13 protein-coding genes are annotated in these 15,692 nt (G+C 63.6%); all 13 read right to left on the reverse strand.

Going from position 1 to position 15,692, the window contains the following annotated elements:
- Positions 1–23: 23 nt before the first annotated feature.
- Complete coding sequence (gene smc / locus EEB12_RS03710; protein ID WP_141487418.1) at positions 24–3,611, reverse strand: chromosome segregation protein SMC; 3,588 nt, start codon at positions 3,609–3,611, stop codon at positions 24–26.
- A 26-nt stretch (positions 3,612–3,637) separates the two neighbouring features.
- A complete protein-coding gene (locus EEB12_RS03715; protein WP_019747956.1) occupies positions 3,638–3,922 on the reverse strand; it encodes an acylphosphatase in 285 nt (94 codons plus the stop codon).
- A 5-nt stretch (positions 3,923–3,927) separates the two neighbouring features.
- On the reverse strand, positions 3,928–4,851 hold the full coding sequence (locus EEB12_RS03720; protein ID WP_029255119.1) for an SMP-30/gluconolactonase/LRE family protein: 924 nt from the start codon (positions 4,849–4,851) through the stop codon (positions 3,928–3,930).
- Entirely contained in the window at positions 4,851–5,303 is a 453-nt protein-coding gene (locus EEB12_RS03725) for an OsmC family protein (RefSeq protein ID WP_020907278.1), read from the reverse strand. The genes EEB12_RS03720 and EEB12_RS03725 overlap by 1 nt, the downstream gene beginning before the upstream one ends.
- Before the next feature lie 41 nt (positions 5,304–5,344).
- Positions 5,345–6,214: a bifunctional DNA-formamidopyrimidine glycosylase/DNA-(apurinic or apyrimidinic site) lyase gene (mutM, locus tag EEB12_RS03730; protein WP_019747953.1), complete on the reverse strand. Its 870-nt coding sequence runs from the start codon at positions 6,212–6,214 to the stop codon at positions 5,345–5,347.
- A gap of 8 nt (positions 6,215–6,222) precedes the next feature.
- Complete coding sequence (gene rnc, locus EEB12_RS03735; protein ID WP_019747952.1) at positions 6,223–6,996, reverse strand: ribonuclease III; 774 nt, start codon at positions 6,994–6,996, stop codon at positions 6,223–6,225.
- Positions 6,997–7,015: 19 nt separating this feature from the next.
- Complete coding sequence (rpmF, locus tag EEB12_RS03740; protein ID WP_007729318.1) at positions 7,016–7,198, reverse strand: 50S ribosomal protein L32; 183 nt, start codon at positions 7,196–7,198, stop codon at positions 7,016–7,018.
- 2 nt (positions 7,199–7,200) lie between these two features.
- Positions 7,201–7,761, reverse strand: coding sequence for a YceD family protein (locus tag EEB12_RS03745; RefSeq protein WP_007729319.1), 561 nt, complete (start codon positions 7,759–7,761; stop codon positions 7,201–7,203).
- 189 nt (positions 7,762–7,950) lie between these two features.
- Complete coding sequence (locus EEB12_RS03750) at positions 7,951–8,712, reverse strand: DivIVA domain-containing protein (RefSeq protein WP_003942696.1); 762 nt, start codon at positions 8,710–8,712, stop codon at positions 7,951–7,953.
- A 131-nt stretch (positions 8,713–8,843) separates the two neighbouring features.
- Positions 8,844–9,338: a pantetheine-phosphate adenylyltransferase gene (gene coaD, locus EEB12_RS03755; protein WP_003942776.1), complete on the reverse strand. Its 495-nt coding sequence runs from the start codon at positions 9,336–9,338 to the stop codon at positions 8,844–8,846.
- Positions 9,335–9,901 (reverse strand): 16S rRNA (guanine(966)-N(2))-methyltransferase RsmD, encoded by a 567-nt coding sequence (gene rsmD / locus EEB12_RS03760; RefSeq protein WP_003942746.1) that lies wholly within the window; start codon positions 9,899–9,901, stop codon positions 9,335–9,337. Before rsmD ends, coaD begins: the two co-directional genes overlap by 4 nt.
- Positions 9,898–13,302: a pyruvate carboxylase gene (locus EEB12_RS03765; RefSeq protein WP_141487419.1), complete on the reverse strand. Its 3,405-nt coding sequence runs from the start codon at positions 13,300–13,302 to the stop codon at positions 9,898–9,900. The genes rsmD and EEB12_RS03765 overlap by 4 nt, the downstream gene beginning before the upstream one ends.
- Before the next feature lie 120 nt (positions 13,303–13,422).
- Complete coding sequence (gene recG / locus EEB12_RS03770) at positions 13,423–15,684, reverse strand: ATP-dependent DNA helicase RecG (RefSeq protein ID WP_141487420.1); 2,262 nt, start codon at positions 15,682–15,684, stop codon at positions 13,423–13,425.
- Between the last annotated feature and the right edge of the window lie 8 nt (positions 15,685–15,692).

Here is a 15,692-nt window from a genome sequence, read left to right on the forward strand (position 1 = left end):
CCGACCCGGAAAGTGAGCAGGGCTTACGTCGAGGCCATGTCTTGACCGCGAAGTCGCTGCGAAATCACGGTGGTGATGCCGTCGCCGCGCATGCTGACTCCGTACAACGCGTCGGCGATCTCCATCGTCGGTTTCTGGTGAGTGATCACGATCAACTGCGACTTCTCCCGCAATTGTTCGAAGAGTCCGATCAGCCGCCGCAGGTTGGTGTCGTCCAACGCCGCCTCGACCTCGTCCATCACGTAGAACGGGGACGGGCGTGCCCGGAAGATCGCGACCAGCATGGCCACCGCGGTCAAGGACTTCTCGCCGCCCGACAGCAACGACAACCGCTTGACCTTCTTACCGGGCGGACGCGCCTCGACTTCGATGCCTGTGGTCAGCATGTCCGACGGATCGGTGAGAACCAGTCGTCCTTCTCCCCCGGGGAACAATTTCTCGAACACGCCCACGAACTCACGCTCGACGTCGGCATAGGCCTCGGTGAACACCTGCAGAATTCGTGCGTCCACGTCTGCGACCACAGCAAGAAGGTCCTTGCGTGCGGTCTTGACGTCTTCGAGCTGAGTGGAGAGGAAGGTATACCGCTCCTCGAGAGCTGCGAATTCCTCGAGGGCCAGCGGATTGACCTTGCCGAGGGTGGCGAGGTCTTTCTCCGCCCGCTTCGCGCGCCGTTCCTGAGTCGCACGATCGTACGGAAGCGGAGCGGGGGCGGTTACCTGCTCGCCGCGCTCCTTGGCCTGCTCGTACTCCTCGATTTCGAGAGCGGTCGGCGGCAGTTCGACGTCGGGTCCGTACTCGGCGATCAGATCATCGAGGCCGATACCGTACTGATCGAGGATCGACTCCTCGAGTTGTTCGATGCGCAGCGCTGCCTGAGCCTTCGCAACCTCGTCGCGATGGACGGCGTCGGTGAGTGAAGCGAGCTGTCCGGTCAGTGCCCGGACGATCTCGCGGACCTGATCCAGCTTGGCTGTGCACTCGGAGCGGGCCCGAGCCAACTCGTCGCGATGAGCAAGAGCTGCAGCGACGACGGCCTCGAGTTCGGCCGCCACGCGCTGCCCCGACTCGGCGACGGCAGCTGCAACCTCCGCAGCGTGCGCTCTGGCGCGCAGAGCCCGCTCGGCGCGAATTCGTGCCTCTCGTTCGGCAGCAGCGGCGCGGCGAAGCGAATCAGCCTTTCCGCGTACGGATTCCGCACGTTCTTCGGCGGTGCGCACGGCAAGGCGAGCATCCATTTCGACTATGCGCACTTCGGCCAGCGCTGCTGCGGCCATTTCGCGATCGGCAGCGGTCGATTCCGCACCGTGTCCCGGTGCACTGCCGTCGGTTTCGGCCACACGCAGACGTTCTTCCAGGTCCGCCAGCTTTGTCAGCGACTCACCGCGGCCCTCCTCGGCACGCACTCGCTGGGCGGTCAACCGCTCGGATTCCGCGTGGGCGACTCGTGCTGCCTGCCCCAATCTGCCCAACTGCTCGTAAATGGCGGACATGGCGGCGTCCGACTCGTTGAGCGCCGCCAAAGTCTGCTCCGCGGTCTCGCGTCGAGCGGCCTGTTCGGCCAGAGCGCCGGACAGCGCCGCGTCGAGTTCCTCTGATCGGCTCTCCGTTGCCGCCAGTTCCGCTGCTGACGCGTCGATCGCCGCCTGTACCTCCAGCGTGCTGGGTTGCCGATCCGAGCCACCGATCATCCACCCCGAACCGTGCAGATCGCCGGAACGCGTCACTGCACGAATTCCCTTGTGGTCAGCAACAACTCGAATCGCGTCCTCGAGGGTCTCGACCAGGACAACGCCATCGAGTATTGCGGTCAACCCCGCACGCAACTCGTCAGGGCAGTCGATGACGTCGACGGCAGGACGACCGCCCGGTGCGATCTCGGCCTCGCGTTTGATCACCGGTTCACCGCTCACGATCAGCGACGCACGCCCACCGTCCTGATCGGCCAGCACTGCAACAGCGGAGCGAGCAGAGTCCAGCGACTGCGCCACGACGGCGTCCGCCGCCGGCCCCATCGCGGCAGCGATCGCAGCTTCGTAGCCGGGTTCGACGTGAATCAATCCGACCAGCGAGGTGATGCCGTCGTCGCGCCGATGTTCGAGCAGCCAGCCGCCACCGTCCTTGCGCTGCAAGCCCATCGACAGTGCCTCGACGCGTGCACGGAGCGAAGCTATGCGTTGCCCGCTCGTCTTTTCTTCCTCACGAAGTTCTTCGACACGTGCGTCGATCATCTCGAGAGCTTCGACGGCGCGTTCATGATTGGTGTCGAGGCCTACTTCACCGGCGTCGAGGTCCCCGATGCTTTCCTGCACCGTGTCGAACTCGGCTTGTGCGGCATCACCACGCAGACGAGCCTCGTCGATGGCCTCGGTCAGTCGCGAAACTTCCGCGTCGACGGATTCGACGCGGGTACGCAGAGTGTCGACCTGACCGGAGAGTCGAGCAAGACCTTCACGGCGGTCGGCGACGGCACGAACTTCCGCCATGTGCGCCCGTTCCGCTTCTGCTGCAGCATCTTCGGTGGCTGCCAGCTGGTCCCGAGCAGCTTCCGACGCCGCTCGCGCGATTTCGACGCCTTCGAGGAGTTCGGCCTCCTCGGCCGCAAGACGTTCGGCGCGCGCTTCCATCTCGTCCGGGTCCTGGCCGCGGTTGCCGACGGGTTCGGAGTCGAGATGTCGTGCACGCTCGCGGGCGATGCGCACGGTGGCGTTGACTCGTTCGGCAAGCGCGGAGAGCTGGAACCAACTCTGCGCTGCCGCTTCCGATCCCGGAGTCAGACGAGCGAGAGCTTGCTCCTGGCGCCCGAGTTCGAGGTTGGCCTCGTCGAGCGCGGACGCCACCTCGTTGTGCTGTTCGCGGGCCGCTATCTCGTCCTGCGCCTGGTCGTTCAGTTGGGTTCGACGGGTCACCAGGTCGTCAGCGGCCAGCCGCATCTTGGCATCACGCAGGTCAGCCTGGACCGTCTGTGCTCGCCGAGCAACCTCGGCCTGGCGTCCCAGCGGTTTGAGTTGCCGACGCAGTTCCGCGGTGAGGTCACTGAGTCGAGCGAGATTGGCCTGCATGGAATCGAGCTTGCGTACCGCTTTTTCCTTGCGGCGGCGATGTTTGAGGACTCCCGCGGCTTCTTCGATGAAGGCGCGTCGATCCTCGGGGCGGGATTCGAGGATCGCGGCGAGCCGTCCCTGCCCGACGATGACATGCATTTCGCGGCCGATACCGGAGTCGCTGAGCAGTTCCTGGACGTCCATCAGACGGCAGGACGAGCCGTTGATCTCGTACTCCCCCGCGCCGTCGCGGAACATCCGGCGCGTGATCGACACCTCGGAGTACTCGATCGGGAGCGCGCCGTCGGCGTTGTCGATGGTCAAGGTCACCTCGGCGCGGCCCAGCGGCGCGCGGCCGGAGGTGCCGGCAAAGATGACGTCTTCCATCTTGCCGCCGCGCAGAGCCTTGGCGCCCTGCTCGCCCATCACCCAGGTCAACGCATCGACGACGTTGGATTTACCCGAGCCGTTCGGCCCGACGACACAGGTGATCCCCGGCTCGAACCGAAGAGTCGTTGCCGACGCAAAGGATTTGAATCCCTTGAGTGTCAGACTCTTGAGGTGCATGGGGGGAAACTTTACCGCCAAACCGGTCAGCGTTCGACGAACCCTGTCAGGTCGCCCCTGGCGGGGTCCCAGCTGTCGACCACGAGATCCACCGTGCCCGGTGTTGTTCCCGAGCGAAGCAACTCCAACAATCTCTCGAGCTGCGTGCGTTCGCCTTCCGCCACGACGAGCACTCGACCGTCACGCTGATTCGACGCATATCCGATCAACCCGAGTTCAAGGGCGCGGGCCCTGGTCCACCACCGGAACCCGACGCCCTGAACATATCCGTGAACCCACGCCGTCAACCGCACAGGCGGTGTCTCAGTCATGACGTTCAGCCCGCCACACGTTCGAGACGGTGGACGTCGCCGAGGAAACCGGTGGTGTAGATCGAGTTGGGGTCCCAGCCCGGGCCGGCACCGAACTTCACCGCGGATGTGAACGGCAGACCCGAGGCGATCTCACACGAAGATCCTGAATCCGGATCGACGCGAACAACTTTGCCGCCGGCATTGAATGCGACGTACAACGCGCCGTCCGGTCCGACGGTCAGATCGTCCGCCATGTTTGCCGGACCGAACCCGGGGAGCGTGATCGTTCGCACCGGCCCGCCCAGATCGTGTGCGTCGAGGACGTGGACCGCGGTCACCATGTCGAAAGTGGTCGTTACGTAGATCGTCGAACCGGAGCGTGCGAGGCCGTCGACGGTGCCGAGATCCTCACGAACGATCGAACTGGTTCCGTCACTGTCGATGACCGTGAGCCCCGGCCGGGTCAGGGTGCGAGCTGTGAGGAAACGGTTACCGTCCAGCGGCACAAGCCCGTTCGGCATCACCAGACCGTCGGCAATCGTTGTCACCGATCCGTCTGCGACGTCGACCTTACGAAGGCTGCCGTCGGCGATTCCGAACAGACCCGAGACAGTCGAGTTGCCCGTGGTGAAGTACACGGAACCGTCACGCGCGACCAGCCCGCCAGGTCCGGTGACGTCACCGACCAAAGTTGTCCGTGTTCCGTCCGGCGCCACTTTCAGCAGTGCACCCGGCCCGATCAGAGCCGACTGCGACAACACCATCGATCCGCTGCCGTCGAATTCGAGATTCTCGAGCATTCCGGCACCAGTCGTCACGACGCTCGACGTCCATTTGCCGCAACCACCGTCCGAGCCGTCGGCCGGGACCGAGGCCTGTGCCGGAGCACTCACCGCCACAACGGAACCCAGTGCGATCGCAGCGACAACACTGCCGGCGCGGGACATCAGGCTTCCGTGTCGAACGACAGCGTGACCTTGGTTCCGGCCTTGAGAGTGCGCCCGACCGTGCACACCTTGTCGACGGAACGCTCGACGAGAGTGATGAGGCGCTGCTGCGCTTCGGCATCCAACTCACTGAGGTCGAGTTCGAGAACCTCGTCGAGCTGCGGGTAGACCTCGTTTTCACGATCGGCGGCACCGGACACTCGGACCGTCGCGTCGTAGTTGTCACCGAGGCGGCGAGAGATCGGGAAGTCTGAGCTCATCCCGGTGCATGCAGCCAGTGCAATTTTGAGGAGTTCGCCGGGCGTGAAGACTCCTGGCACCGATTCGGAGCCGATGAGAACCTCTGCGCCGCGCGAACTCTTGCCGGTGTAGAGGCGGGTTCCTGTGCGTTCCACCCAAAGCTCCGTGTGAGCTGGGGCGGTTGCAGTGTTGTCTGGAGTCTGTTCAGCCATGACGCAATCTTGCCACTCCGCCGAACCGAAGGGGCGGAGACCTAGGCGATTCGCCGTGCCCTCGGGGTCGGCTGACACCGCGGGCAACTGAACGACGATCGATTCATGAACTTCTCACGCTTGATCGGCGCGCCGCATCGCGGGCACGGAAGATTCTCCTGCCCGTACGCCGACAGCGACCGGTCGAAGTAGCCCGATTCCCCGTTGACGTTCACGTACAGCGCGTCGAAGGACGTACCGCCCTGATCGAGCGCCTCGCCCATCACCGAGTGCGCCGCGGTCAACAGTTCTCGAAGTTTGGGCCTGGTGAGCGATTCGGCGATTCGGTTGCCGTGAATCTTTGCACGCCACAATGATTCGTCGGCGTAGATGTTTCCGATTCCGGAGACCACTGTCTGGTCGAGAATCGCCCGCTTGATCTCGGTGTGCTTGCCCCGCAGGACTTTCACGACGGATTCGAGATCGAACGCAGCATCCATAGGATCGCGAGCGATGTGCGCCACCGACTCGGGCAGCATCGTTCCGTCGACCTCGACGAGGGGTGAAATCGACCAGCCACCGAAGGTCCGCTGGTCGACGAATCGAAGATCAGCCCCGGAATCGAGGGCCAACCGAATGCGTAGGTGCTTTTCCCAGTCGACTGTCGGGGGTTGGACCAACATCTGTCCGCTCATCCCGAGATGAACCACCAGTCCGACACCGGCAGGCTCGAGAACCAGCCACAGATACTTGCCGCGACGCTCTGCCGAAGCGATGGTCTGCCCGGTGAGTTGGCCGATCAAGTCCTCGGAACCGAGAATGTGGCGCCTGATCGCGCGGGGATGGAGGACCTCGACGGCCTCGATCGCCGCACCTACAGCATGAGACTGTAGGCCGCGGCGAACGACTTCGACTTCGGGAAGCTCAGGCAAGAGTGAACTCAGCCGGCGAGATCAGACGGGTTGTCAGCAGCGACTGCGCTAGCAGCGGCATTCTCCGACATCGTCTTCCATGCCGAACTTGCTGCCTTCTGCTCGGCTTCCTTCTTGGAACGACCGACACCGACGCCCAAGGGCTTGCCACTGATGAGAACTGTGGCCGTGAATTCCTTGTCGTGATCGGGTCCGGTAGCGGTGATCTCGTAGACGGGAACTCCGGCACCGTGTTCTGCGGTCAGTTCCTGCAGACTCGTCTTCCAATCCAGACCCGCGCCGAGAAGCGGTGCGCGAGTGAGTAGATCGTCGAACAGATCGAGAACAACACGTCTCGCAGTATCGATGCCGTGCTGCAGGTGTATGGCGCCGAGAATCGACTCCATACCGTCGGCGAGGATGGACGGCTTGTCACGGCCGCCCGTCATTTCCTCGCCCTTACCCAGCAGCAGGTGAGCTCCGAGTCCACCTTCACCCAGAGTCCTGGCAACCTCGGCGAGTGCATGCATGTTGACCACGCTGGCACGAATCTTCGCCAGATCACCTTCGGATTTGTCCGGGTGGGACAGATAAAGATTTTCGGTCACCGTGACGCCGAGAACGGAATCCCCGAGAAATTCGAGGCGCTCGTTCGTGGGCAGACCGCCGTTCTCGTACGCGTACGAGCGGTGCGTTAGAGCCAGGGTCAGAAGACCGGGCTCTATATCTACGCCGACAGCGGCGAGGAGCTTGTCGTGATTGCCCTCGCCGCCGGCGGCTGAAACTGTATTTTCGCTCGTCATAGTCTTTCTCCGGGGAGAACTAGACAGCAGCGGTTACCTGGCGGCCCTTGTAAGTACCGCATGACGGGCATGCGATGTGGGGAAGGGTCTGCTCGCCACAGCCACGGTTGGGGCAGGTAACGAGGGTGGGCACAGTGGTCTTCCACTGGCTACGACGCGACCGCGTGTTGGATCGCGACATTTTGCGCTTGGGGACAGCCACTTCTACTTCTCCTCGGCTTCGGTGATCACAAGATTTTCGCTGGTGTTTGATTCCACGCCAAATTTGGCCGCGAGACCAGCCCAGCGAGGATCAAGTATGTCATGCCCATGCCCAGATTCCGCAATCGCCAGGCGAATGCCACATTCTGAGCACAATCCCAGGCAATCGTCACTGCACAGAGGCTGGAGCGGAAGCGCCAGACCGACTGCATCGACGATGACCGGTTCGAGGTCGATTTCGTCGTCTTCGACCGCGTAGACCTCTCCCTCTTCCGTCGTCTCCTCGGTGGTGCTGTCCGGGTAAGCGAACAACTCCGTGAGATAGATGTCCACGGTGTCGGTGAAAGGTTCAAGGCACCGCGAGCATTCACCCTTGGTGGGTGCGTGCACGTTTCCGGTGACGAGAACGCCTTCGGACACTGCTTCGAGACGAAGATCGAGATCTATGTCCGCGCCCGCTTCGATCGCGATCAGATCGAGACCGATACGGTTCGGGGACTGAATTGTTCTCTCGACGGTACGCATCGACCCTGGACGACGACCGAGCTTGACCGTGTCCAGCAAAAATCCCGCATCACTTGACTGATGCGACGAACTACGACGATGCGTTGACAAAGAGAACTCACCTAACTGTTGAAACTGGTATGGGCAACCACTCCACAATACGGCAGCTACAGCGCAAATCCCAATTCCGTCCACGAAAAAGTGGGCCGCCCCATATCGGACGACCCACCCTCGACTGTCTCGTTCGCTCTAGCGACGACGCTCCGAACGACGATCGTCGTCCTGGTAGTCGGGGACTCCCGAACCTGTTCGAAGCTGTTGACGACCACGCCCGACCGATCGAACCGTTCCGGTGAGGAACTCTTCGAACTCGGCCAACTTGGTGTCCACGTACAGGTCACACTCCGAACGCATCCTGTCGGACTCGGCATGAGCGGCGTCGATCACTCGCGCGGATTCCGCGTGAGCTGACTGGACAACCTCGGTCTGCGACACCAGACGAGCCTGCTCCGCCGTTCCCTCCGCCACCGAATGTTCGTACGAGGCCTGGCCGGACTCGATCATCCGATCGGCCTCGGCACGCGCCCGTCCGGTGACGGCCTCGTACTCACGACGGCCGTCGGTGACGGTCCGTTCCGCTTCTGCTTCGGCGTCCTCGACCAACTGATCGGCGTGCGCGCGTGCTTCGGCAACCATGCGATCGGCCTGAGCCTTGGCATCGGACAGAATCCGGTCGGCGTCGTCGCGTGCGTTCTCGACAGTCGAGGTTGCCTCGGCATTGGCGCTGCTGACTGTCTTCTCGGCGTTTGCTCGCGCGTCACCGACCAATTTGTCGCGATGATCGAGGACGTCCTGAGCGTCGTCCAGCTCACTCGGAATTGCGTCCCGGACGTCGTCGAGTAGCTCGAGTACGTCACCGCGAGGCACAACACACCCTGCGGTCATGGGAACACCGCGCGCCTCTTCGACAATTGCGACCAGTTCGTCCAGTGCCTCGAATACGCGGTACACAAGCAACCCCAATCTCTACCGGCCGAAATCGGCCCACATCGTCACCGGTCCACTCGGACCTGTGCCCGTTCCTGTCCAAGTTTGCCGGAAGAACGGCCAACGGGGTGTCGTCGTGGTCGGTGTGTCGGGGATCAGCTGTTTTCGGCTGCTCGTTCGGCGATACGCGCGAGTAGCCGAGAATGCACCTTGGCCGGGAGCATGTCGGAGACGTCGCCGCCGAAGGTCGCAACTTCCTTCACCAGAGAACTCGACAGATAGCTGTAAGTCGGATTCGTGGCAACGAAGAGCGTGTCGACGCCCGTGAGCTTCTGATTCATCTGAGCCATCTGCAGCTCGTAATCGAAGTCGTTCGCGCCGCGCAGACCCTTGACGATCGCGCTGAGGCCTTCTTGTTTCGCGTAGTCGACCAACAATCCGTGCCACGACGTGACGCGAACGTTGGGCAGGTGACTCGTCGCGTCTTCGAGCATCTCGATCCGCTCGTCGATCGTGAACATGCCACGCTTGCTCTTGTTGATCAGCACGGTGACCACGACCTCGTCGAATTGCGCAGCAACTCTTCCGATTACGTCGAGGTGACCGTTGGTCACAGGGTCGAAGGATCCGGGGCAGACGGCGCCAGTCATGAGTCCAGACCGTAGCAGGTGGCCAGCTCGATGCGGGCTTCACCGTAGTTCTTGGCCTTGATCGGCTCGTAGCCCTGAGGCCACACGGTCTCCGGCGAGCGCGACGATCGTTCGAGTACCACGATCGTGCCCTCCCCCACCCATTTGTTGGCCTGCAGATCAGCGAGCATGGACACGACGGCCTCGTCGGTTACCGCATACGGCGGGTCCGCGATCACGATGTCGTATTCACGCGCGCTCGGACCCGAGACCACGGCCGCGACCGGAGCGGCGCGAACCGTCGCCCCCGGCAACGCGACAGTGCCGATGTTCGCCTTGATGACGGCAGCAGCCTTGGCATCGGATTCCACGAGAACAACGTGCTCGGCTCCCCGCGAGAGCGCCTCGAGGCCGAGAGCACCCGAACCCGCAAAGAGGTCGAGAACCGCGCACCCTTCGAGATCGATGCGCGCTTCGAGAGCACTGAACAGCGCCTCACGAACCCGGTCCGACGTCGGACGGGTGCCGCTCGGCGGGACTCGCAGGCGTCGACCGCCCGCGAGTCCCGAGATGATGCGTGTCACTCTGCGGCGCTCTCCCCCGTCGAGACGACTACCAGCAGGTCTCCGCCCTCGACCTGTTGGACGGCGCTGATCGCGATCCGCGAGACGACGCCGGCGCGCGGCGAGGTGATCGCCGCTTCCATCTTCATCGCTTCGATCGTGGCCACGGTGTCGCCGGCCTCGATCTTCTGGCCTTCCTTGACCGCGAGCGTCACGACGCCCGCGAACGGTGCAGCCACGTGGCCCGGGTTGTTCTTGTCGGCCTTCTCCGCCACCGGTACGTCACTGGCAATGGAGCGATCGCGGATCGAGACCGGGCGAAGCTGGCCGTTCAGGATGCACATGACAGTGCGGTAGCCGCGCTCGTCGGGCTCGGAGATCGCCTCGAGACCGATGATCAGTTCCACGCCGGGAGCCAACTCGACCCGGTGCTCGTCGCCGCGCCGCAAACCGTAGAAGAACTGGTTTGCCGAAAGCCGCGACGTGTCACCGTACTTCTCGCGGTGTTCGAGGAATTCCTTTGTCGGGCCGGGGAACAGCAGACGGTTCAGCGTCGCCTGACGGTCCTTCGACGAGCCCTCTAGCAGCACCTCGTCCTCAGCGGACAACGTCGCTTCCGGCTTGGCCTGGCCACGTCCTTCGAGTGCCTTGCTGCGGAACGGTTCCGGCCAACCACCGGGAGGCGTACCGAGTTCACCGCGCAGGAAGCCCACCACGGAGTCGGGAATGTCGAACTTCGCCGGATCTGCGGCGAACTCCTCCGAAGGCACGCCGGCACCGACAAGATGGAGCGCGAGGTCGCCGACGACCTTCGACGACGGCGTCACCTTCACGAGATGCCCGAGCATGCGGTCCGCGTCGGCGTACTTGGCTTCGACCTCTTCGAACCGGTCGCCGAGACCGAGAGCAACGGCCTGCGTCCGGAGATTGGAGAGCTGGCCGCCCGGAATCTCGTGCGTGTACACGCGACCCGTCGGCGCCGGCAGTCCGGATTCGAACGGCGCGTACACCTTTCGCAGCGCTTCCCAGTACGGCTCGAGGTCGCACACGTTCTGCAGGTTCAGTCCGGTGTCGAACTCGGAGTGCGCGGCAGCGGCGACGATGGCCGAGAGCGCAGGCTGGCTGGTGGTTCCGGCCAGTGCCGCGGAAGCACCGTCGACTGCGTCGGCGCCCGCCTGCCACGCTGCGAAGTACGTGGCCAGCTGTCCACCGGGAGTGTCGTGCGTGTGAACGTGAACCGGCAGATCGAAGTTGCTGCGTAGCGCCGTCACCAGCTTGGTAGCTGCCGGAGCGCGCAGCAGGCCTGCCATGTCCTTGATCGCGAGCACGTGAGCGCCGGCATCGACGATCTCTTCGGCCAACTTCAGGTAGTAGTCGAGCGTGTACAGAGTTTCGTTCGGATCCGACAGATCACCGGTGTAGCTCAGCGCAACCTCCGCGAGGGCCGTTCCGGTTTCACGCACCGCGTCGATGGCGGGCCGCATCTGGTCGACGTTGTTGAGCGCGTCGAAGATTCGGAAGATGTCGATACCGGTGTCGGTGGCTTCCTGAACGAATGCGCGCGTGACTTTTTCGGGATACGGCGTGTAGCCCACCGTGTTTCGGCCGCGAAGAAGCATCTGAAGGCAGATGTTCGGGATCGCCTCGCGGAGTGCGGCGAGCCGGTACCACGGATCCTCGTGCAGGAAGCGAAGTCCCACATCATAGGTCGCGCCGCCCCAGGCTTCGATCGAGAGCAGTTCCGGCGTCAACCGCGCAACGTGCCCGGCAACTCCGAGCAGTCCGCTGGTTCGAACTCGCGTGGCCAACAACGACTGGTGCGCGTCACGGAAGGTGGTGTCGGTGACGCCGACGGCCTTCTGCTCACGCAGTGCCTTCGCAAAACCTTCGGGTCCGAGTTCGAGCAGGCGCTGACGGCTACCGGCAGGAGGAGTCGTCGAAAGATCGATCTTGGGCAGCTTGTCCTGCGGGTACACCGCCGAGGGCCGCTCACCGTGAGGCTTGTTGACCGTCACATCCGCGAGGTAGGTCAGGATCTTCGTGCCGCGGTCTGCCGAAGAACGCAGAGTCAGCAGCTGAGGACGTTCCTCGATGAAGGAGGTCGTCACACGTCCGGCCCGGAAGTCCGGGTCGTCGAGAACCGCCTGCAGGAACGGGATGTTGGTCGAGACGCCACGAATGCGGAACTCGGTGACCGCGCGGCGAGCCCTCGCGACAGCGGCTTCGAGGTCACGACCACGGCAGGTGAGCTTGACCAGCATCGAGTCGAAGTAGGCGCCGACCTCGGCTCCGAGCGTGGCGCCGCCGTCCAGGCGGATACCGGCTCCGCCCGGGGTGCGGTACGCGGTGATGCGGCCGGTGTCCGGGCGGAATCCGTTGGCCGGGTCCTCGGTCGTGATGCGGCACTGCAGCGCCGCGCCGCGAAGCTTGATCGTGTCCTGTGACAAACCAAGCTCTGCAAGCGTCGAACCGGACGCGATCTTGAGCTGCGACTGGACCAGGTCAACGTCCGTCACTTCTTCGGTGACGGTGTGCTCCACCTGAATTCGCGGGTTCATCTCGATGAAGACGTGATTGCCGCGCTTGTCGAGGAGGAACTCGACGGTGCCCGCGCACGTATACCCGATCTCCTTCGCGAAGGCGACGGCGTCGGCACAGATCTTGGCGCGCAACTCTTCCGAGAGATTGGGCGCCGGAGCAAGCTCGATCACCTTCTGGTGGCGACGCTGCAGCGAGCAGTCACGCTCGAAGAGGTGGATGACGTTGCCCTGCTCGTCGGCGAGGATCTGCACTTCGATGTGCCGGGGGTCGATGACGGCCTGCTCGAGGAAGACCGTCGAATCGCCGAAGGCCGATTCCGCTTCGCGCGCTGCGGCTTCGATCGATTCCTTGAGCTGTGAGCGCTCCGCAACGCGGCGCATTCCGCGTCCACCGCCGCCTGCAACGGCCTTGACGAAGATCGGGAAGGTCATGTCCTCGGCGGCCGCGAGCAACTCGTCGATGTCCGCTGACGGCTCCGACGACGCGAGCACGGGGAGACCGGCGGCCTTTGCCGCTGCGATGGCCCGAGCCTTGTTGCCGGTCAACTCGAGGATCTCGGCGGACGGGCCGACGAACTTGATGCCTGCCTCGGCGCACGCCGCCGACAGATCCGGGTTCTCGGAAAGGAAGCCGTAACCGGGGTAGATGGCGTCGGCTCCGGCACTCTTGGCGGCGGCGACGATTTCCTCGACTGAGAGATACGCCCGAACGGGGTGACCCTTCTCCCCGATCTGGTAGCTCTCGTCTGCCTTGAGACGGTGGATCGAGTTCCGATCCTCGTACGGGAACACCGCGACGGTTCCGGCACCTAGTTCGTAGGCGGCGCGGAAGGCACGGATCGCAATTTCGCCGCGGTTCGCGACGAGCACTTTGGAGAACATTCGAGAAAACTACCCCGATTTCATCTTGCGTCTACATGCGGAGTCTCATATTTCGGACTGAATCGAGAAACCAACCCGGTGGTCCTCGTGCTATTCGATTTCAGCTTGTCGTCATACCCGTCACGACTTCTCGAGGTACTCGATCCGGTCGGAGTCCAGGGCAGCGGTCACCATGGAAGCGAGGGCGGGATGATCCTCGAGCGACGGATCGGAGTCGACGATTCCCTGAGCGAACTCCCTGGCGGACTCGAGGATGTCTCCGTGGGCCATGAGGGAAAGCAGTCTCAGATTCGAGGTTGTGCCAGACTGCGCCGCACCGAGGATGTCTCCTTCACGTCTGGTCGCGAGGTCGAGTTGTGCCAGTTCGAACCCGTCGTTGGTCGCTGCCACCGCAGAGAGCCGCTCGTACGCCGGTCCGCCGGGATTGCTTCCGGTGACGAGGATGCACAGTCCCTGGTGCTTGCCTCGACCGACTCGTCCACGTAGTTGGTGGAGCTGACTGACGCCGAACCGCTCGGCGTCGACGATCACCATCACCGTCGCATTCGGAACGTCCACACCGACTTCGACGACAGTCGTACAGACGAGGACGTCGATGTCACCGACGTTGAACGCGCTCATCACGACGTCTTTTTCGTCGGAAGGCAGTCGACCGTGCAGCAACCCGACTCGCAGATCGGCCAGCGGGCCACTCGACAGCTCTTCGAAGACGTCGACCGCCGACTTGGTCTCGGGCTGCTTCTCCTCGGTGAACTGGTCCTCACCGGCACCCTGCTCACCGTCGCCGATGCGTGAGCACACGACATACGCCTGACGACCAGCGGCAACGTCCTCACGGATTCGTTCCCATGCGCGATCCACCCACTGCGGCTTCTGCTTCGCGGGCACGACGCTGCTCTTGATCGGGGTTCGCCCACGCGGTAGTTCCCGCAGGGTCGAGACCTCGAGGTCGCCGAGCACCGTCATGGCGATGGTTCGCGGAATCGGCGTTGCCGTCATCACCAGCAGATGCGGACTCAGACCTTCACGGGCACGTGATCGCAACTGATCACGTTGCTCGACGCCGAAGCGGTGCTGCTCGTCGACGACAACCATGCCGAGGTTGAAGAACTCCACGTTGTCCTGGATGAGCGCATGGGTACCGATGACGATCCCGGCATCGCCAGTCACGGCTTCGAGCAGCGCTGCGCGCTTCGCAGCGACCGGCAGCGAGCCGGTCAGAAGGGCGATACGGGTGGAATGTTCGGCCGAACCGAGTTCACCGCCTGCGGCCAGCGGGCCCATCATCTTGCGCAGTGATCGCGCGTGCTGATTTGCCAGGACCTCGGTCGGTGCGAGCAACGCGCACTGATAACCGGCGTCGACGACCTGCAGCATCGCGCGCAGAGCCACGATGGTCTTGCCTGACCCGACCTCGCCCTGAAGAAGCCGGCTCATCGGGTGTGGGCGAGCGAGATCGCTGGAGATCTCCTCCGCGACTGCTTGCTGTCCCTCCGTCAGAGTGAACGGGAGCATCTCCTCGAACTGGTCCGCGATCCCGCCGGCAACCGGAGCGCTGGCCGGCGCCACCCGCTCGGAATTGTCGTGACGACGCATCGCGAGGACCAACTGCAGAGACAGCGCCTCGTCGAAACGCAGACGATCCTGAGATCGTTCGATGTCCTCCTTGGTATCCGGGAGGTGAACGGTGCGCAGTGCCTCGTCCAAACCGATGAATCCGTGCTCGGCCCTGGTCTCGTCAGGCAACGGCTCCTCGATCGGATCGAGTTGGTCGAGCACTTGCCGCACGCACCGCATGATGGTCCAGCTCTCGACCTCGCGGGTTGCCGGGTACAGCGGGATCAATGCGCGGTCGAAGACGGACAGGTCGAGTTCGGCGCCGGGATCCTGGTTTGCGCGAGCCAGACCGGCAAGGTCACCGGCCCCCTTGATGGATGCAAGCGGAACTACCGAATCCTCCTCGCCGACACGAGGTTCCGGGAGAATCAGGTAGCTCGGGTGGGTGAGAGACCACTTGCCGCGGAAGTACTTCACCGTCCCGGAGAACATCGCGCGCACGCCGGGCTTGATGACGTGCCGCACCTTCTGCGGGTTGAAGAACGTGACGTCGACGGTCTGCGAATCAGTCGCGAGCGATACTCGCAACATCTGCCCCGGACGGTTCTTCATCTTCACGACCGCCGCCGACGCCACCCGCGCGATGATGGTGATGTGCTCACCTTCGGGCGGCTCCTTCTCGGCAAGTTCCTTGCCTGCCGACGCGTACCGGTGTGGGTAGTGACGCAGCAGGTCCTCGACCGTCCGAATCTCGAATGCCTCGTCGAGCGCGTCCGCGGTCTTCTTTCCCAGCAGCCGATCGAGTGGGTCGGCGAGCGTCGCCATCAGTTCCT

This window comes from Rhodococcus sp. WS1, assembly GCF_003797745.1.
In the GTDB taxonomy this organism is placed as follows: Bacteria; Actinomycetota; Actinomycetes; order Mycobacteriales; family Mycobacteriaceae; genus Rhodococcus_F; species Rhodococcus_F erythropolis.

What these genes read in the sequence shown, in the direction of transcription:
- smc (WP_141487418.1), bottom strand. Translation starts at nt 3,611, where the DNA reads ATGCACCTCAAGAGTCTGACACTCAAGGGATTCAAATCCTTTGCGTCG.
- EEB12_RS03715 (WP_019747956.1), bottom strand. Translation starts at nt 3,922, where the DNA reads ATGACTGAGACACCGCCTGTGCGGTTGACGGCGTGGGTTCACGGATAT.
- EEB12_RS03720 (WP_029255119.1), bottom strand. Translation starts at nt 4,851, where the DNA reads ATGTCCCGCGCCGGCAGTGTTGTCGCTGCGATCGCACTGGGTTCCGTT.
- EEB12_RS03725 (WP_020907278.1), bottom strand. Translation starts at nt 5,303, where the DNA reads ATGGCTGAACAGACTCCAGACAACACTGCAACCGCCCCAGCTCACACG.
- rnc (WP_019747952.1), bottom strand. Translation starts at nt 6,996, where the DNA reads ATGACGAGCGAAAATACAGTTTCAGCCGCCGGCGGCGAGGGCAATCAC.
- coaD (WP_003942776.1), bottom strand. Translation starts at nt 9,338, where the DNA reads ATGACTGGCGCCGTCTGCCCCGGATCCTTCGACCCTGTGACCAACGGT.
- EEB12_RS03765 (WP_141487419.1), bottom strand. Translation starts at nt 13,302, where the DNA reads ATGTTCTCCAAAGTGCTCGTCGCGAACCGCGGCGAAATTGCGATCCGT.
- recG (WP_141487420.1), bottom strand. Translation starts at nt 15,684, where the DNA reads ATGGCGACGCTCGCCGACCCACTCGATCGGCTGCTGGGAAAGAAGACC.